Origin of the sequence: Dactylosporangium sucinum, from assembly GCF_014647515.1 — a bacterium.
Lineage (GTDB): Bacteria > Actinomycetota > Actinomycetes > Mycobacteriales > Micromonosporaceae > Dactylosporangium > Dactylosporangium sucinum.
Window position 1 is genome coordinate 55,733 of the sequence record NZ_BMPI01000001.1, and the last position, 18,688, is coordinate 74,420.

Annotated in this window: 14 protein-coding genes; 3 read left to right on the forward strand and 11 right to left on the reverse strand. The window is 71.9% G+C overall.

Going from position 1 to position 18,688, the window contains the following annotated elements:
* Nucleotides 1-8: 8 nt before the first annotated feature.
* Together IEZ31_RS00240 and IEZ31_RS00245 are read left to right on the forward strand one after the other, a co-directional pair.
* Nucleotides 9-2,054 carry a ligand-binding sensor domain-containing protein gene (locus tag IEZ31_RS00240; RefSeq protein WP_190247611.1) on the forward strand — a complete coding sequence of 682 codons (2,046 nt, stop codon included), beginning with the start codon at nt 9-11 and terminating at the stop codon, nt 2,052-2,054.
* Nucleotides 2,051-3,748 (forward strand): polysaccharide deacetylase family protein, encoded by a 1,698-nt coding sequence (locus tag IEZ31_RS00245; protein ID WP_190247612.1) that lies wholly within the window; start codon nt 2,051-2,053, stop codon nt 3,746-3,748. Before IEZ31_RS00240 ends, IEZ31_RS00245 begins: the two co-directional genes overlap by 4 nt.
* A gap of 63 nt (nt 3,749-3,811) precedes the next feature.
* Here the strand turns inward: IEZ31_RS00245 and IEZ31_RS00250 are convergent, their stop codons facing one another.
* Genes IEZ31_RS00250 through IEZ31_RS00280 form a run of 7 tightly spaced genes read right to left on the reverse strand, consistent with a single transcriptional unit; the run spans nt 3,812 to nt 12,571 of the window.
* Nucleotides 3,812-4,690, reverse strand: a complete 879-nt coding sequence (locus tag IEZ31_RS00250; protein WP_229833856.1) for a fumarylacetoacetate hydrolase family protein — start codon at nt 4,688-4,690, stop codon at nt 3,812-3,814.
* A complete protein-coding gene (locus tag IEZ31_RS00255) occupies nt 4,690-6,243 on the reverse strand; it encodes an amidohydrolase family protein (protein ID WP_190247613.1) in 1,554 nt (517 codons plus the stop codon). The genes IEZ31_RS00250 and IEZ31_RS00255 overlap by 1 nt, the downstream gene beginning before the upstream one ends.
* Nucleotides 6,243-8,399 carry a hypothetical protein gene (locus tag IEZ31_RS00260; RefSeq protein WP_190247614.1) on the reverse strand — a complete coding sequence of 719 codons (2,157 nt, stop codon included), beginning with the start codon at nt 8,397-8,399 and terminating at the stop codon, nt 6,243-6,245. The genes IEZ31_RS00255 and IEZ31_RS00260 overlap by 1 nt, the downstream gene beginning before the upstream one ends.
* 4 nt (nt 8,400-8,403) lie before the next feature.
* The gene (locus IEZ31_RS00265) at nt 8,404-9,240 is read right to left on the reverse strand and encodes a carbohydrate ABC transporter permease (RefSeq protein WP_190247615.1); all 837 of its coding nucleotides are present in this window, start codon (nt 9,238-9,240) and stop codon (nt 8,404-8,406) included.
* The gene (locus IEZ31_RS00270) at nt 9,240-10,115 is read right to left on the reverse strand and encodes a carbohydrate ABC transporter permease (RefSeq protein WP_190247616.1); all 876 of its coding nucleotides are present in this window, start codon (nt 10,113-10,115) and stop codon (nt 9,240-9,242) included. Before IEZ31_RS00270 ends, IEZ31_RS00265 begins: the two co-directional genes overlap by 1 nt.
* Nucleotides 10,116-10,135: 20 nt before the next feature.
* The gene (locus IEZ31_RS00275) at nt 10,136-11,491 is read right to left on the reverse strand and encodes an ABC transporter substrate-binding protein (protein ID WP_190247617.1); all 1,356 of its coding nucleotides are present in this window, start codon (nt 11,489-11,491) and stop codon (nt 10,136-10,138) included.
* Between the two features lie 6 nt (nt 11,492-11,497).
* Nucleotides 11,498-12,571 (reverse strand): Gfo/Idh/MocA family protein, encoded by a 1,074-nt coding sequence (locus IEZ31_RS00280; protein ID WP_308429332.1) that lies wholly within the window; start codon nt 12,569-12,571, stop codon nt 11,498-11,500.
* A 128-nt stretch (nt 12,572-12,699) separates the two neighbouring features.
* Between IEZ31_RS00280 and IEZ31_RS00285 the strand changes: the two genes are divergently transcribed.
* Nucleotides 12,700-13,986 carry an aspartate aminotransferase family protein gene (locus IEZ31_RS00285; RefSeq protein WP_190247619.1) on the forward strand — a complete coding sequence of 429 codons (1,287 nt, stop codon included), beginning with the start codon at nt 12,700-12,702 and terminating at the stop codon, nt 13,984-13,986.
* A gap of 40 nt (nt 13,987-14,026) precedes the next feature.
* Here the strand turns inward: IEZ31_RS00285 and IEZ31_RS00290 are convergent, their stop codons facing one another.
* The 4 genes from IEZ31_RS00290 to IEZ31_RS00305 form a co-directional block, all read right to left on the reverse strand.
* Nucleotides 14,027-15,133: a mandelate racemase/muconate lactonizing enzyme family protein gene (locus IEZ31_RS00290; RefSeq protein ID WP_190247620.1), complete on the reverse strand. Its 1,107-nt coding sequence runs from the start codon at nt 15,131-15,133 to the stop codon at nt 14,027-14,029.
* Nucleotides 15,134-15,276: 143 nt separating this feature from the next.
* Nucleotides 15,277-16,518, reverse strand: coding sequence for a DegT/DnrJ/EryC1/StrS family aminotransferase (locus IEZ31_RS00295; RefSeq protein WP_190247621.1), 1,242 nt, complete (start codon nt 16,516-16,518; stop codon nt 15,277-15,279).
* Nucleotides 16,519-16,600: 82 nt separating this feature from the next.
* Nucleotides 16,601-17,968 carry an L-serine ammonia-lyase gene (locus IEZ31_RS00300; protein ID WP_190247622.1) on the reverse strand — a complete coding sequence of 456 codons (1,368 nt, stop codon included), beginning with the start codon at nt 17,966-17,968 and terminating at the stop codon, nt 16,601-16,603.
* A gap of 236 nt (nt 17,969-18,204) precedes the next feature.
* A complete protein-coding gene (locus tag IEZ31_RS00305; protein ID WP_190247623.1) occupies nt 18,205-18,687 on the reverse strand; it encodes a hypothetical protein in 483 nt (160 codons plus the stop codon).
* Between the last annotated feature and the right edge of the window lies 1 nt (nt 18,688).

The window sequence follows — 18,688 nt, forward strand, 5'->3', positions numbered from 1 at the left end:
GAGCACCGATGAACAGGACCCTCCTGCGCCGGCTGGGCGTGGCGGTCGCCGGCACCCTCGTGGTCGCCGGGCTCGTCGCGCCGCCCGCAGCGGCAGCACCGGCGGCGAACCAGGCCGTCGCCGGTACCGTCGAGAACCTCGGCATCCCGATCTCCGACTACCTGATCCTCGACAGCGTCCAGGGCCGCGACAAGCACGGCAACCCCATGCTCTACGGCAGCACCTACGTCGCCAGCTCCCCGGGCGTCACGTTCTTCGCCGTCGACGCCCGCACCGGCACGCTCGTCAAGCAGCTGACCATGACGGGCTCGTGGGGCGGTTACCACACCGTGCTCGGCACCGACGGCCGCGTGTACCTGGCCACCCAGAGCGGCGACGGCCTGGCCCACCTGTGGCGCTACGACCCGAAGACCGAGCAGCTCGGCATCGTCGCCACGTCGCCCGAGACCGGCATCGGCCACACCTTCTTCTTCGGCATCACCGCCGCCCCCTGGGGCAAGCTCTACCTGGGCACCTACCCGTCGGGCAAGGTGTTCGAGTACGACCAGGAGACCAGTGCACTGCGCGACCTCGGCGTGGTCGTCCCGGACCATCTCTATGCCAAGGCGCTCGTGCCGTTGCCCGGCAAGCGGCTCTTCGTCGGCGGCGGCACGCCCGCCTTCGCCACCATCCTCGACGTGAAGAACGGCAAGAAGACCGACATCCTGCCGTCGCAGTACGCGGGCTACTCGTTCGGGTACAACGCCTCGGTTGTCGGCAACGACCTGCTCGTCCAGATGGTCACCCCGGACATCCGGGTGCTGCGGTTCAACCTGAACACCCCGCCGTGGCAGAAGCCGACGTTCCTCGGTGAGGTGCCGCAACTGGCCGGTTACACGGTCCTGCCCAGGTCCGGACGCGAGGCGTGGGCGGTCGGTACCTGCACCGGCTCGACGTCCGGCGTCATCCGGTACAACCTCGCCACCAAGGCGTGCACCCGGATCAGCGACGCCGACTGGGTCTCCGGCCATCTCAGCGAGCTGCGCATCGGCGGCGAGCAGTGGCTGACCGGCATCGGCAGCAAGGGTGTGTACGGCCGGGTCAACCCGCGCACCGGCGAGGTCGTGCGGCAGCAGCTCACGCTGCCCGGCTCCCCGACCACCATCACCGCGCTGGAGACCGGTCCCGACGGCAAGATCTACGGCGGTACCTACGAGACCAACGCCCTGTTCCGCACCGACCCCGGCACCGGGGCCACGACGGTGCTGGGACCGGTCGCGAAGGGCCGCACGGGTGAGATCCTGTCGATGACGTCCACGTCGGACAAGCTCTTCATGGGGTCGTACACGTTCAACGTCGTCACCGCCTACGACCCCGCCCAGCCGTGGAACCCGGACTCCGCCGCCGGCGGCAACCCGCGCGATCTCGGCCAGTTCGGGGACCAGCAGTATCGCCCGTGGGACTTCGTCAAGGGCTCGACCGGCAAGCTCTACCTCGCCTCGGGGGCCGCCTACGGCCAGCTCGGCGGGGCGCTCACCCGGATCGACCCGGCCACCTACCAGTCCCAATCCTGGCGGCATCTGGCCGGCGACCACAACCTGTTCGCGCTCGCGGCCGGGCAGGGCGAGATCTACGTCGGCAGCACGACCCACGGCGACGGCGTGACCGCCACCGGCGACGCCAAGCTGCTCGTCTTCGACGAGGCCAGCTCGTCGGTGGTGCACTCCACCGTCCCGGTGCCCGGCTCGACCTGGATCTTCTCGCTCGCCACCGGCGGCAACGGGAAGGTCTACGGGGTCACCTCGGACGGTAAGTGGTTCTCGTTCGCCCCGGCCACCCGGGCCGTGACGCAGCTGGGCGCGTTCCCACTCGGGTCACCGCTGGCCCTCGCCACCGGCCCCGACGGCCTGGTCTACGGGACGACCGGCGGGTCGCTGTTCCGGATCGACCCGGCCACCGACAGCCTCACCACCCTCGCCAACGTCGGCGGCAGCTACTACCGGACCATCGCGTTCGACTCGTCGGGCCGGGTCTACTGGGGTAGCGGCGCCTCGCTCATGAGATGGACACCGTGACCGATGTTGCTCAGCCGCTCGGCGTCGTCCTGGATCCAGTCCGGGGCGGCGCCGAGCCGGCGTTCTCCGGCTACCTGACCGAGATCCTCGCCCATGTCGGCCTGCCGTACGAGGTCGTGCCCGCACCCGATCCGCGCTTCGCGCTCCTCGTGGTCACCGCCGCGGGCGACCTCGACGCCGACGCGCTGCACCCCTGGCTGAGCCACGGCGGCCGCCTGCTCCTGCTCGGCGACCCCGGCCCGCTCGCCGAGCTGGCCGCGGTCCGCGTCACCGCCCCGGTCACCGAGGGGCGTGTCGTCTTCGGCCCCGCTCCCGCCTGGGGTACTCCGCCTGACGTGCCGCTGCGCGCCTTCGGCGGTGTCCGCATGGCGCCGGCCGCAGCGGCCTCCGTCGTCGCCCGCTGGGACGACGGCAGCGCGGCGGTCACCGTCCGCCGGGTGGGCGCCGGCACCGTCATGGTGATCGGGGCCGACCTGTGCCAGTCGGTGGTCCGCATCCAGCAGGGGTGGCCGGTGCACGGCGACGGCGCGCCGCCCTCGGACAACACGTCCCCGGTCGACGACGGGGTACTCAAGGTCGACGACGGGATCGCCCTCTCGTACGAGCAGGACCGTGCCCTGCCGCCCGGCGAGGTGCTCGAGCCCGGCTTCGCGCACGCCTGGCCGCCGGAGGCGGTGGCGCCCTACTTCCACCGCCCGCACGCCGACCTCTGGCGGCACGTGCTGCTGCGCACCCTGTGGTGGCTGGCCCCGGCCCTGCCGTGGCTGGGCTACTGGCCGGCCGGCGTGCCCGCGGTCGGCCACCTGTCACACGACACGGACGGCAACGCGGACCCGGACGCGGCGGTGGCGCTCGAGACGTTCGCACGGAGCGGCGCCGCGGCGACGTGGTGCCTGCTGCCGCCGGCGCCGGGCGGCGGTCCGGCACTGTCTCCGGAGACCACCGCCCGGATCGCGGCCGAGGGGCACGAGCTCGGCCTGCACTTCGACGCGCACTCCCCCGGCCGCGGCTTCACCGAGGCGGAGCTGGCCGCCCAGCTCGCCTGGGCCCGCGCCGCCGACGGTCCCGTGACCACGAACAAGAACCACTACCTGCGCTGGGAGGGCTGGGACGACTTCTACCGCTGGTGTTCGGCCATGGGGATCCTCGTCGACGGGTCCCGCGGCCCGGGAACGCAGGGCAACGTGGGCTTCCCGTTCGGTACCTGCCACGTCGCGTATCCGCTCGGCGCGCTCCCGGTCCTCATGCTGCCGCTGCACTTCCAGGACCTGGCGTGGACGATTCAGCCGGCGATCGCGGAGGCCGTGCTCGGGCAGGTGCTGGCGCACCACGGCGTCCTGCACTGCCTGTTCCACGGCGCCAACATGCGCCTGTCCCCCGAGACCCGCCGGGCGGTCGGCGCGATCGTCGGGCTCGGCCGCTCGCTGGGCCTGCACTGGTGGACCGCGGCGCGGATCGGCGCGTGGGAACGCGCCCGCCGGGGCGTCACGCTGCGGCCCGGGCCGGGCCTGCTCCACATCGACGCCGAGCTTCCCCTGCAGGACGCCGCGATCCTGATTCCCCTCGGCGACGCCCCGGTCCCCACCGTGACGGGCGCCCCGCTGCGCCGCTCCGTCGTCCAGCGGCACGGTATCGCCCATCTGGAGATCGCGCTCACCCTGCTGCCCGGCCGCACCACGCTCCGCCTGACCTGAGGCCGGCGACACGCGGCCGGGTGCACCGGAACATCCGGTGCACCCGGCCGCGGCACCCCCCGGCTAAGGCGCTGGGACGCGGGCGTAGGCGACCGGGTTGGTGAGCGTACCGACGGATTCGACGGTCGCGACCATGACGCCGCCGTCGGGGACCGGGCCGATGCCGGAGGGCGTGCCGGTGGCGATGATGTCGCCGGGGACCAGCGTCATGCCGTCGGAGATGACCTCGATCAGCTTGCCGATGGAGAACACCATGTGCTTCGTGTTCGACTGCTGGCGCACCGCACCGTCGACGGTCAGGGTCAGGTCCAGGTTCATCGGGTCGGCGATCTCGTCCGGTGTCACCAGGTAGGGCCCGCAGGGGGCGAACGTGTCGAACGCCTTGGTCAGGTCCCACGGCTGGTTGCGTTCGATCGCCACCAGCTGCAGGTCCCGGGCGGTCACGTCGTTGAGCACCGTGTAGCCGAGCACCACCCGCTCCCAGTCCGCCTCCGGCACGTCGCGGGCGGTGGTCCCGATGACCACGGCCAGCTCGATCTCGTAGTCGAGCCGCTGGGACCGGGCCGGGCAGTGCACGGTCGCGCCGTGCCCGGTCAGCGAGGACGGCGGCTTGAAGAAGACCACCGGCTCCTGCGGTACCGCCTGCTCGCCCTCCTCGGCGTGCGCCACGTAGTTCAGCGCGACACAGACGATCTTCGACGGCGCGGGCACCGGCGACTCGAAGGTGACCTCGTCCACCCGGAGCAGCCGGTCGGCGGGGATCCCGGCCTCCACCGCCTCGCGCACCATTTTCGTGAGCGTGTCGAGGCCGAGCTCGGTGAGGACGGAAACCGGATCGTCGCCGGTCACACCGAGCCGATCCAGCCGGAGCAGGGAGTCCGGCGAGATCCGGGCGGTGAGGACCACCGGGCCGGCCCCGACCCGGACGCGGGCTAGGAACATCAGTCTCCTCCAGATGAGCATGGAATGTTGAGCAATCGGCGGGCATTGCTCGCCAGGATCAGGGCGCGTTCCGGGCCGGTCAGCTCGGCGCCGAGCACGCGCCCCAGGCCGTAGCGCTGGTCGATGACGCACGCGTCGGTGCCGTGCACGATCCGGTCGGCGCCGAGCGCGTCGACCATCCGGCGCAGCCAGCGGCCGGTCATCCACGAGCCGCAGGTCTCCGCGTAGACGTTGGGGTGCGCCCGGCAGACCTCGATGGTGCGGCGGAACCCGGTCACGGTGGCGCCGCTGTGGCCGATCAGCAGCCGCAGCCCGGGGTGGCGGGCGGCCACCTCGCCGAACAGGCGCGGATCACTGTGCCAGGTGTCGGCGAACCCGTGCCCGAGCACCGTGACGTCGTGCCGCTGGGCCAGCCGCCAGATCCAGTCGTAGCGCCGGTCGTCCATCGCGCACTCGTGTGTGTGCGGATGCACCTTGAACCCCACGACGCCGGGCAGCCCGAGCTGGCGCTCCAGCACGGCCTCGTCCTGCGGCCGGTGCGGGTCGGCGACGAGGTAGGCGTAGACCCTGCCGGGGTGCCGCCGCGTGGCGGCGACGGCCTGCTCGTTGCCCGCGATCGGGTCGGCCCAGATCCCGAGCAGGTGGGAGACGACCGTCTGCCGGGTCCCGGCCCGGTCCATGGCCGCGACCAGCTCGTCCGCTTCCTGCTGCGGCAGCCACGTGCCCGGCCACGCCCCGATGTGCGCATGCGCGTCGACGATGTCGTCCACCTGCGGGAACGTGTCGCTCACCGGGTCCGTGCCCGCGCTGGTGCCGCCGGCGGCGCCGGACGGCAGGATGCGGCGGGCGTTGGCGCCGGCGACGGCCGCGCGTTCGGGTTGCGTCAGCGCCGCGCGATGCAGCAGGAACACCGGGGCCGCGTCGTCGCGGACCGGTGCACCGGTGCCGAGCAGCACCCGGCCGGCGCCGTAGCGTCCCGCCAGCAGTTCGAGGCCGTCCTGGCCGGCGAGGTAGGAGAGGTCGACGTGCACCCGGGGACGGCGGTCGAGCACGGCGATCAGCTGGCGCAGGGTGCGGTAGCCGACACCGCAGACCACGACGTCCAGCTCCGGCGCGGCTTCGGCCAGCCGGTCCACCTCGGCCCACGACATCTCATCCTGCTCGACGAACACCGGCAGCCGTGCCGCCCGGAGCGCCTCGACCAGGCCCGCCGCCTCCGGGCCGTCCGGCGACCACGTGTGGCTGCGCGGGTACAGCCACACCGCGGCCACGCCTTCGGCGGCGAGCCGCGCCGGCAGGTCCTCCGGCGGTCCGAACTCCCCGCAGTCCAGCGGCCCGAGCACGTAGGCCGGCAGCAGGCGTTCGTCACCCGCGAGCGCTTCGCGCAGGGCGCGGTTGCCGGTGACCGGGTCGTAGCGCACGGCGAGGCTGTGCCGGACCAGGGCCGCGTCGAGACCGTGGCGGTCCAGGTGGGCCAGGACGTCGGCGGCGGTCCAGGCGGGATGGTCGTCGGTCGGCCACGGCCCGACGGTGACGTTGACGTCGACGGCCATCACGCCTCCCGCAGGTCGGTGAGCAGGCCGGCGTCGTGCGCGCGGGCCAGGAACGGGAGGTGGCCGCGCCACTCGGCGATGTCGTTGCTCAGCGCGGGGGCGGCGCCGCGGGGCCGGTACCAACGGCCGCCGCCCTGCAGCCCGGCGGCCAGCAACCGCTCGTCGCCGGTCAGGTCGAACCCGAGCGCCAGGGCCTCGCGGATCTGCGCGGACCGGTTCGCCCAGCGGTAGTCGAACCGCTGCAGGTAGATGAACGTTCCGTCGGGGTTGCGGCCGAGGTCGACCAGGGAACGGCAGCCGGCGGCGACCGCCGCCCGCACCGCCGGGTCGTCCTGCAGCGCCAGCAGGTTGGCCAGCCCGGTGAGCAGGACGGCGTTCTGCCAGGCGCAGTAGTCGTCGTGCAGGCCCAGGCGCATGAGCCAGCGGCCGTCGGCGGTCTGCGCCTTGAGCGCCTGCCGCGCGATCGCGGCCGCGGTGTCCAGGTAGGACGACTCGCCGGTGGCGCGGGCCAGGGCGGTGAGGGCGATCAGCGGCCAGCCGCTGTTGCGCGGTCCGGGTTCGGGGCGGGTCCAGCCGATGCCGTGCAGCCGGATCAGGCAGTCGCCGATCTGGCGGGCGGCGTCGAGGTACCGCTGCTCCCCGCTGATCTGGCCGAACAGCACCAGGCCCTCGGTCCACATGTGGCCGGTGTCGATCGAGGACCACACCTCGCCGGACGGGGTGCGGGCACGGACGTAGTGGACGTGGGCGCGGCCGTGCGCCCGGACCCCGCCGGCCTCGAAGGCGTTTCGGGTGCTGTGGTGGATCAGGTCGATGTCACACAGGTGGTCGGCGTAGGCGCTGGCCGAGTCGAAGTAGGCCCGCTCGCCCGAGCGCAGGTAGTGCAGCGCGAGCGCGTACAGCGCGTCGTGCTCGTTGTTGGCGGAGTAGCCGGTCCGCGGCCCCGTGGTGATGCCCTGCACGCTGTCGCCGAGGTCGTGGAAGCCCAGGGACTGGCCCGACTGGTACCACCCGAAGAGCTCCTCGCGGATGTGTGCCTCGAGGTTCGGGTAGCGCTCCGGCAGGTAGGGCAGGATGCTCGGCGCGCCGGCGGGGTCGAGCGGGTGTCCCACCAGCGGGTGGTCGAGTCGCAGCCCGCCGAAGCGGTCGGCGCCCTCGATGACCCGCACCCGCCGCGTTTTCGCCGCCCCCTGCGTGAACCGCAGCTCGCCCGCGGCCCGCGGCCAGAACCGGACGCTGACCGCGGACCCGCCGACGGCAAGGTCCGCCGGATGGTTCTCCCCGAAGCGGTGCACGACGACAGTCACCGGTCCGGTCGCGGTCTCGGCGATCACCCAGTTGGTGCCCTGCCGCCCGTGCAGCTCGGCCCACTCCCAGCGGTCGTGATACCCCGGGGAGCTGGCGTCGGTCCAGTCCGAGCCGCCGGAGACCTCGGACGTGGCGAAGATGCCCCGCGCGTGCCCGGCGCCGCGGTGCCGCAGCGTGAACGGGCCGGTCGACCGGTGCGCGGCGTCGAACGCCCCGCACAGGCCGCCGCTGATCGGCGCGGTGCCGAGCACCGCCGCCCACTCCGCGACGGCCGCCTCTTCGCCGTCCGTGTCGTTGATGAGCCGCAGGTCCACGTCGAGGTGCGGTGCGCCCGCGGTCGCGGTGACCGTGGCTGCGAACGCCCACGAGGTGCCGTACCGGCCGGTGACCTCCGCCCGGGCCAGCAGCGGTCCACTGTGGACGATCCGGACCGCGGCGCTCGTCGCCGCGTGCACCACGCCGTCGCCGTCCACCAGCTGGACGCGGTTCTCCCGCAGGCCCGCGAGGCCGCCGAGGGGGTCGAACGCGTCCGGCCGCACCGTCGCCCGTACCCGTCCCGTGTCCAGCAGCACCGAGTCGCCGTCCGCGACCGCGGTGGCCGCACGGGCCGGCGCCGCGCCGGAGCCGGTGCCGACGGTGAGGTCCGCCGACGCCATGGCGTCCAGGGTGACCGGGAAGGCCAGGGCCACCCAGCCACCCGAACGCCAGAGTTCCTGCGCGGCGACGACCGCGCCGGCGGGATCCCGGACCGTGAACGGCCCGGTCTCCCCGGCTGCCATCGGCACCCCGGCGACGACGATCTCGCCCTCGCGGGCGACGCCGACCTCCTCGCGGACGCGCAACCTCATGCGTTCATCCCTTCAACGCGCCCGCGGTGAGACCGCGGGCGATCCGTTCCTGTGCCACGGCGAACAGCACCAGCACCGGGACCATCGTGATCACCAGGCCGGCGAAGAGCTGCACCCAGTTCGCCGCGTACTGCGCGTTGACCTGGAGGCCGAGAATGCCGACCGGCACGGTCTGCGCGTCGTCGCTGGTGAGGAACACCAGGGCGAAGAAGAACTCGTTCCAGGTGGTGAGCGTGTTGAGCACCGCGACGCTGGTGACCGCCGGCATCGCCTGCGGCAGCACGACCCGGAAGAAGGTCCGGCTCGCCGAGGCGCCGTCGACGTAGGCCGCCTCCTCGATCTCCTTCGGCAGGGACGTGAAGAAGCTGATGAGAACGAACACGTTGAACGGGATCTGCGAGGCGATGTAGACCAGGATCAGGCCGTTGAGCGACCCGAGCAGGCCCAGGTCACGCAGCACGAAGTAGAGCGGGACGACGACCAGGAACCCGGGCATCATCAGCCCGCTGAGGAGGGTCAGCCGGACCAGTTGCCGCCCCGGGAAGGAGACCCGGGCCAGCACGTAGGCGGCCATCACCGACAGCAGCAGCCCGACGGTCACGCTGACCGATGTCGTGTAGAGGCTGTTGACGAAGAACCGGCTGATCTTCGCCGTGCTCCAGGCGTCGGCGTAGTTGCCGAACTCCGGCGACTTCGGCAGCGACCACGGGCTCGTGGAGAAGAACTCCGGGTTGGTCTTCAGCGAGATCATGACGCACCAGACGAAGGCGCCCACCGAGCCGAGGCAGTAGGACACCAGCGCCAGGTGCAGCGCAATGCGCCGGGAACGGACCGCCGCCATCAGTACTGCTCGCTTTCGCGCCGGGAGAACCGGTTCACGGCCAGGGTCAGGACCAGGATCGCGCCGAAGAGGACCACCGCGATCGCCGCCGCATAGCCGAACCGGCCCTCGCTGAACGCCACACCGTAGAGGTAGGTGCCGATGACCTCGGTCGACTTGAGCGGTCCGCCGCCGGTCATGGCGATGATGAAGGCGAACGTCTGCAGCCCCTGGATCATCCAGAGAATCAGCAGCGTGCGGGTCACGTCCCAGATCAACGGCCAGATCACGAACCGGAAGGTCTGCCAGCCCGACGCCCCGTCGAGCATGGCGGCCTCCCGCAGCTCCGCCGGCACCCGCTCCAGCGCGGCGGCGAACAGCATCGTCCAGATGCCCACCCCGTGCCAGACCGTGGCCAGCACCACCATCAGCATCGCCGTCGAGGTGCTGCCCAGCAGTTCGAAGTCGGCCAGCCCGTCGAGTCCGACCAGCCGCAACGCCTCGGGAACGAACCCGAACGTGGGGTTGAGCAGGAACTTCCACAGCAGGGCCGCGGTGGTGACCGACAGCGCGACCGGCGCCAGGATCAGGAACCGGTAGAACTTGCCGCCGCGGAGCTTCTGCGTGACGGCGGCGAAGAACAGCGCCGCCGGGAAGAGGATGAGCGCGCCGAGCACGGTGAACATGAGGGTGTTGCCGATGGTGGACCGGAACAGCCGGTCCGACGCCAGCTCGGTGAAGTTGCCGAGCCCGACGAAGTTGGGGACCTTGACCCCGTCCCAGTCGGTGACGGCGACGTAGAACGTGCTGAACGCCGGATAGAGCATGAAGAACCCGTAGACGGCGAGAACCGGCAGCAGGAAGGGAATCACCAGACGCCGTTTCTGGCGTTCCACGATCCCTGCCCGCTGCCGTCTCATCGCCATGAACCCCTTAACCGCGGGCCTTCTTCAGTCCGTCGTTGATGCTCTGAACGGTCGCCGCCGCGTCGGCCTGGCCGAAGAAGAGCTTCACGACCGCCTGGCCGTAGGCGTCCTTGACCTCCGCCGGCTCCGACAGGATGCCCAGGTAGCTCGGCGCGAAAGGCGTTCTCCTGCTTGAGCATCTCGGCCTGCGCCTCGAAGCCCTTGGGCGCGGCGACGCCTTCGTAGGCGGAGATGTTGCCGGTCGCGGAGACGAAGGCTTCCTGGTTGGACTTCTCCGACACGAACCGCAGCCACTCGACGCCGAGCGCCGGGTTCTTGGACTGCTTGGCCACCGTCTGCACGTTGACCCCGCCGTAGACGCCGGTCTGGTCGCCGGCCGCACCCGGGACGGTCGGGAACGCGAAGGTACCCACCTCGAAGTCGGCCGGGATGCTCTCCTTCATCTCACCGATCAGCCAGGATCCCATCAGGATCATGGCGGCCTTGCCCTGGAAGAAGGCGAGCTGCGCGGCGGTGAAGTCGGTCGACTTGAACCCGTCCATGAAGTAGCCGGAGCTGACCATCTTGTGCAGGTCCGCCACCGCATCGGCGGCGCCGGGAAGCGACGCGAAGTCCTTCTTGCCGGCGATGACGTCGAGCATGTTCTGCGTCCCGCTGCGCCGCATCAGCAGGTAGTCCAGGTACAGCTGCAGGTACGGCGCGAAGGTGCCGGTGACCGCGAAGGGCGCCACCCCGGAGGCCTTGACCTTGTCGGCCGTCTCGAACAGCTCCGGCAGCGTCTTCGGTGCGCTGAGGCCGAGCTGCTGGAAGATCTTCTTGTTGTAGAAGAACTGGATGGTGGTCACCGCTTCCGGTGCGGCGTAGTAGGTGCCGTCGGTGCTGGTGATGATCGTGCGGACCGCCGGCAGCACCGCGTCCTTCCACGCCTTGTCGAATCCGGTCAGGCTCTTGCCCATGGCGTCGCTGAGCGGCTGGACCTGGCCGGCCTCCACGTACTTCATGCCGTCCGGGTTGCCCGCCATCCGGCCGAAGAAGCCGTAGTTCACCTCCGGCGGGTCGCCCGCCCGCCACCTGGCCTGAATCTTCGGGACGTCCTGCCCGCCGCCGAAGACGAGCTTGACCTTCGCGCCGGGGAAGCGGCCCTCGAACTCCTTGGCCAGACCTTCCAGGCGCTTGTAGTCCGGCGAGCCCTCCGGGTAGAAGCTGACGACCTCGAACTCACCGGTCAGGTTGGCCGGCTTGTCGTCGCTGCTCTTCGCGTTGTTGCCCTGGGTGAAACAGCCGGTCAGCGTGAGCGACACGGCTACGGCCGCGGCGCCCAGGCGTACAAGCTTTCGTAACCTCATCGGGTCTCACTCTCCAATGTCGACAGTTACCGGCTGCCCGGTTCGCCACGACGTGTCGATCGCGGCCAGTACCTCGGTGACGTGCACCGAACTGTCCACGGTGACCAGTGGCGGGGTCTTGTCCAGCACCGCGTCCACGAAGTGCGTGACCGCGGCGGCCACGGAACCGGACGGCTTGCCGCCGACCTGGCCGGCGAGCTGGTTCCGGGGATAGCTGAAGCGGTCCGGGGTGGCGATCTCGATCTGCTCCCGCTTGCGGTCGAGGTGCACCACGGCGTCGGCGAAGATCAGCTCCAGGAACGAGTCAGTCATGGTGGGGAAGGTGTCGGGATACGTCCAGCACGCCTCGAGGGTGGCGACCGCGCCGCCGGCGAACCGGATCTGCGCCTGTACCGCGTCCGGCGTGTCGATGCCGTGCTCGCGCAGCACACCGTGCACAGCGCTGGCGTACACCCGCTCGACGCGGTCGTCGAAGTACCACAGCAGCAGGTCGAGGTCGTGGCTGGAGAGGAAGAACGACGGAGTCGTCTCGCCGGCCCAGCCGATCATCTGTGTGGGAACGAACAGGGTGTCGTTCTTGCGGGCGTAGGCCAGCACGGGACGGCGGCCGGCGGTCTGCTCGTGCGCCTGCCAGTAGGCGGGCACCCAGCGGTGGTTGAAGAGGGTCATCACGGTGACCCCGGCCGCGTTCGCGGCGTCCCGGATGCGCCGGGCGTCCGCCACCGTCGTCGCCAGCGGCTTCTCGATGAGCACGTGCTTGCCGGCCTCGATGGCGGCCAGCGCGGGCGCGGTGTGCAGGTGATCCGGCGTGGCCACGAGCACCGCACCGATGGCCGGATTCGCGGCCATCGACGGCACGTCGGAGTAGACCGGCGCGTCGCCGAGCCCGGTCACGCGGGCCGGGTCGCGGCTGACCCAGCCACCGACGGCACTGCGATGGTACGAGTCCAGCACAGCGGCATGTGTGCGCGCCATGATTCCTGTCCCCACAACGCCGACGCTCAACCGGTCCACGCCCCGCCTCCTCACTCCGCGTGCTGTCCGATGACCGTAAGTTGTGATCAACAAATGGACAAGCACGCATCATGTGATTCCAGGCGCTTTGTTGTCCTGCTGGTCCGGAGTCTTTTGCCGACCTTGACAGTTCCTGCCCGGTCCGGCCTACGGTCATCCGGCGGATATCGCGACGTAGACGGAGAGTGACATCAATGGACAGCACCGAACTGTACGAACGGGCACAAAAGGTTCTTGCCGGTGGTGTCTCCAGCGACGCCCGTCGCAGCCAGTTCGTGCCCCTGTACGTGGACCGGGCCCACGGCGCGCACCTGTGGGACGCCGACGGCGTCGAATACGTCGACTACGTGCTCGCGCAGGGCCCGATGGTGCTCGGCCACTCCGCACCCGCCGTGGTGGACGCGGTGCACCGGCAGCTCACCCGGGGTCAGGCCTACGCCGCCCAGCACGAGCTGGAGGTGACCGCCGCCGAGCTGGTCTGCCGCCTGGTCCCCTGCGCGGAGCTGGTCCGGTTCAACACGGTCGGCTCCGAGGCGGTCATCGGCTCCTGGCGCATCGCCCGGGGCGCCACCGGACGGCAGAAGATCCTCAAGTTCGAGGGGCACTACCACGGGTGGCTCGACGCGGCGCTCTGGAGCCTGCACCCGGCGCTCGACAGCGCCGGGCCGGCCCGGTCCCCGCGGCCGGTGCCCGGCAGCGGCGGCCAGCAGCTCAGCGCCGGCACGGACCTGATCATCGCGCCGTGGAACGATGCCGAGGCGCTGACCGCGCTGATGTCCGAGCACGGTCACGACGTCGCCGCCGTGGTGATGGAGCCCGTGCTGTGCAACACCGGCTGCATCGCCCCGGTGCCCGGCTTCCTCGACACCGTGCAGCGCCTCTGCCGCGAGCACGGTGCGCTGCTCATCTTCGACGAGGTGATCACCGGATTCCGGCTGGCGCCCGGCGGCGCCCAGGAGCACCTGGGGGTCGTCCCGGACCTGGCGGTGTTCGGCAAGGCCATCGCCGGCGGGCTGCCGGTCGCCGCCATCGCGGGCAAGGCGTCCGTGATGGACCTGGTGACCCGGGGCGAGGTCGGGCACGCGGGCACCTTCAACAGCAACCCGCTCGGGATGGCGGCCACGGTCGGCAACCTCACCGTCCTGGACCAGGACCGGGACCGGATCTACCCGCAGCTCTACGCGACGGGACGACGCCTCATGGCGGGCATCCGGTCCGCCGCGGCCGACGCCGGCGTGCCGATGCTCGTCGACGGCCCCGGCCCGGTGTTCCAGACCTACTTCACGGCAGCCGGCTCGGTCCGCGACTACCGCGACTTCGCCGCCACCGACCGGGCCGCCGCCGCCCGCTTCCACCGGGCGCTGTTCACCCGCGGCATCAACATCGTGCCGCGCGGTCTGTGGTTCCTCTCCGCCGCCCACACCGACGCCGACGTCGACCGCACCCTGGAGATCGTCGCCGAGGCGCTGCGCGAGGTGTGAGACCGCGGGCGGCGCGTCGCTGCGCCGCCCGCGGCACCGGCTACTCGATCCGCAGCGCGTCGAGCGCGCTCTCGTCGATCTCCACGCCGAGCCCGGGACCGTCCGGCGCGTAGAGGAACCCGTCCTCGATCCGGGGCGGGTTCAGCACGATGTCACGCGGATAGCGCAGCGGCCCGACCACGTCCGACTCGTACGCCAGGTTCGGCACGGCCACGCCGACGTGGGCGCACGCCGCCGTCGCCAGGCCCATCTCGCACTGGCTGCCCAGCAACCCGGTCAGCCCGGCCGACTCGGCGGCCGCGAACGCCTTCCACGCCTGCAGCGGCCCGCCCATCTCCACGACGTAGACGTTGAGCACGTCCGCCGCGCCCCGGCGGACGATCTCGCCGATGTCCCGCAGCTCCCAGCACGCCTCGTCCAGCAGCAGCGGTGTCGCCAGGCGGTCACGCAGCCGCGCCAGCTCGTCCAGGTCGCGCGCCGGCAGCGGCTGCTCGATGAGCTGGAGCCCGAACTCCTCCAGCGGTCGCAGCGCGGCGAACGCCTCGCCCGCCGAGCGGTAGGCCATGTTGGCGTCCACCTTGATGGCCACCCCGTCGCCGACCGCGGAGCGCACCGCCGCCACCGCCTCCCGGTCCGCTCCCCCGGGCCGGCCCACCTTGAGCTTGACGGTGCGGAACCCCTGTTCCACCGCCCACGACGCGGCGTCGGCGGTGTCGGCCGGCGCGCCCCACGGGATCGGCCACGCCATCGGGATCCGATCCCGAACCCGTCCGCCCAGCAGCCGGTACACCGGGACACCCGCCGCCTTGCCCGCGATGTCCAGCAGCGCCATCTCCACCGCGGCCCGCGCCGCGTGCGCGCCGTCCGGGGTGATGTGCAGGATTCGCTGCATCGCCAGCGCGCACGCCGACACGTCCCGCGGGTCCAGCCCCACCAGTACCGGCGCCAGGCTCCGCGCCACATCGCCGCAGAGTGCCCGCCCGACCCGGCCCCAGGACATCGCGATCTCGCCCCAGCCGACGACGCCGGCGTCGGTGTCGACCCGCACGACGCCGAACTCGCTGACGCTGATGGCGCCCTGGCTCGCCACCATCGGCACCCGCCTGGGCACCCGCACCGCGACCGCGGTGACCTCAGTGATCCGCATGCGCACCGACCCTAATCGCAGCTCCCGGCGGTGCGGCGGATTCCGTGGCACCCGCACAAGGCCCGACCCTGTGCACGACAAGAACGGTGCTCAGCCGTCCGGCACTCCGACGGTCTCAACCGCACGCGCGTCGTAACAGCTCGTCACCGGGCGGACGGCAGCGCCGCGTGCACCTTGCGCACCGCCGCGGCGATGTCGTCCACGTCGGACGTCGTGTAGCGCTCGTTCCACGGCAGCATCACCAGCGTGTGCTCGATCAGCCGTTCCGCCTCCGGGCACAGCCCGGGCGCGTAGTGCCATTCGTGCCGCGCCGGTGGGCTGGTCAGCGGGAAGCCCGACCGGCCGTAGGTCCGTCGCTGCGCGAGCGCCGGATACCGGTACACCGGCATCTTGAGCCAGCCCGCGTGCGCCGTGACTCCCTCGGCCGTCAACGCCTGTGCCCACCGCTGGTTGCCGCCGCCCGGCAGGATCAGCGGCACGACCCACCAGGCGTGCTCGTGCGGGTTCTCGGGTATCCGCACGCCCGCCAGGCCGGACACCGCGTCGCACAGCCGGGCGGCGAGCTGCTGGCGCTGCCGCACCACGCCGGGCAGCCGGCGCAACTGGACGCCCGCCACGGCCGCGGTCAGGTTGGTCATCCGGTAGTTCATCGCCAGGAAGAGATGGATCCGCCCGTCCTCGCGCGGCCACGCCTTGTCCGCGAAGAGCCGCATCCGCTCGGCCAGCCCCGCGTCCGACGTGATCACCAGTCCGCCATCGCCCGAGGTCACATGCTTGTACTGCTGCAGGCTGAAGCAGCCGACGTGCCCGTAGCCGCCCACGGGCCGGCCGCCGCCGGGCGGCCGCGCCAGGTACGCCTGCGCGCAGTCCTCGATGAGCACGATCCCGTGCTCATCGGCGAGCGCCCGCAGCTCCCGCACCGGCGCCGCCGCCCCGAAGAGGTGCACCACCACGATGGCCCGGGTGCGCGGCGACAGGCAGGCCCGCACCGACTCCACCGTCAGGTTGCCCGTCGCCGGGTCCACATCGGCGAAGACCGGCACCGCGTTCTGGGCCAGGATCGCGATGACGGTCCCGAAGTCCGTCAACGGCGTCGTGATGATCTCGTCCCCCGGCTCCGGGTCGACGGCCGCCACCGCCAGATGCAACGCCGCGGTCCCCGAGGAACAGCCCACCGCGTGCGGCACCCCGTGCAGCCGCGCCATCGTCGATTCCAGGTCCTCGAGCCACGGCCCGCCGCAGGTGGCGTTGAGCACCGCACTGTCCAGCACGGCGAGCACAGCCTCCCGCTCCTGCTCGCCGAACGTGCGCCCGCCGGGCTCGAGGACACCGGGAAACGGCCGGGTCCGCACCGGCGTGCCCCCGTCGATCGCCAATCGCTCCACCCACGGCAGGCTAGTCGCGCGCCCGTGCCCCGACAGGAGGCTTTCTTGTTCTCCGGGTGACCCTGGCTGCACCGGTGACGGCTCAGCACTCCACGACGTTCACCGCAAGCCCGCCGCGGGCCGTCTCCTTGTACTTGACCTTCATGTCGGCCCCGGTCTCCCGCATCGTCTTGATCACCTTGTCCAGGCTGACGATGTGCCGGCCGTCGCCGCGCAGCGCGATCCGAGCAGCGTTGATCGCCTTCACCGCCGCCATCGCGTTGCGCTCGATGCACGGCACCTGGACCAGCCCGCCGACCGGGTCGCAGGTCAGGCCGAGGTTGTGCTCCATCCCGATCTCCGCTGCGTTCTCCACCTGGGCCGGCGTCCCGCCCAGCACCTCGCACAGCGCGCCGGCGGCCATCGAACAGGCCGACCCGACCTCGCCCTGACAGCCCACCTCGGCCCCGGAGATCGACGCGTTCTCCTTGTACAGCGCGCCGATCGCGCCCGCGCACAGCAGGAAGCGCACCACCCCGTCGTCGGACGCGCCGGGGCAGAACCGCGAGTAGTAGTGCAGGACGGCCGGCAGCACCCCGGCGGCGCCGTTGGTCGGGGCGGTGACCACCCGCCCGCCGGCCGCGTTCTCCTCGTTGACCGCCAGCGCGAACAGGCTCACCCAGTCCATGACGCGCAACGGGTCGGTCGCGAACGGCTCCGAGCACAGCTGGCGATACAGCTCGGGAGCGCGGCGCGGCACCCTCAACCCGCCGGGCAGCGTCCCCTCGCTCGTCCAGCCGTTCTGCACGCACTCCTGCATCACGGCCCAGATCTGCAGCAACCCCGCCCGCACGTCGGCCTCCGGACGCCCCGCGGTCTCGTTGGCCAGCATCACCCCGCTGATCGGCAGCCCGGTCTCGGCGCAGTGTTGCAGCAGCTCGGCGGCGGTCGAGTACGGGTAGGGCAACTCGGTGTCCCCGGCCGTTGCCCGGTCGGCGCCGACCGCCGACTCGTCGACCACGAAGCCGCCGCCGACCGAGTAGTAGGTGCGCTCGCGCACCAGCCGGTCACCGGCGAAGGCGGAGAAACGCATCCCGTTGGGGTGATAGGGCAGCGCCTGACGCCGGTGCAGGACGAGGTCGTCCCCGGCGAACGCGACCAGGTGCCTGCCGAGCAGCTCCACCTGCCCGGCGGCGCGGACCGCGGCCGCCCGGTCGACGGCGGTGCGGGTGTCGACGGTCTCCGGACGCGCACCCAGCAGGCCGAGCACGACCGCCCGGTCGCTGCCGTGGCCGTGACCGGTGGCGCCGAGCGAGCCGAACAGCTCGGCCCGCACGCGCGTCACCTCCCCGAGCGGCCCGTCGTCGGCCAGCCCCTCGACGAACGTCCGCGCGGCGCGCATCGGCCCCACCGTGTGCGACGACGACGGACCGACACCGATCGAGAACAGGTCGAAAACGCTGATGGCCATGAGCTACGTCCGGGGCGGGATACGTCCCCGCCAGGCGGCGAGGATGCCGTCGAGTTCGGCGCCGCGACGCATGCGGGGAAGGCATTCACAGGGCGGCACGAACACTCCAGGAGGGCGTGGCGGTCGCACACACCGTATTCCAGAACCGCACCGCGGGGCGGGTCGTTCCTTGCGGTGATCGGCCTCAGGCTTGCGGTTCCGGGCTGCTGCCTGGCATCGCCCTGTGCGAAGACTGCTCAGCCGCTCCCGTCCTGGCGGAGGTACCGCAGGATCGCGGCGAGGATCGCGTCCAGGCTCTTGATGCCGCCGGCGTCGAAGCGGACCTCGAGGCTGCGGTCCTCGCCCTTGTTCGACTTCTTCACGCTCAGCCGCGGGCGCAGGATCGCGGCCGCGGCGGCGATGGCGAGGATGTCGCCGGCCAGGTCGCCGATCGGCAGGGTGCCGAGCCGGCGGACCTGCCGGGCCGCGTCGTCGACGACCGGCGCGGCGTCGGGCACCTCCGCGGCGAGGGCGGCGACGACGCCGCGCAGATCGCCGCCGGCGGCCGGCCGCACGCCCCGTGCCTCGGCCAGCTCCAGCAGGAACTCGCGGTCGGCGGCGACCTTCGCGGCCACCTCCTCGTCGGTGATCGCCACGTCGTCGGACTCGTCGAACCGGCTCACCAGATGCTGCAGCACCTGGCCGAGCTGCGCCTCGTCGAGGTCGTCCAGCGTCTCCATC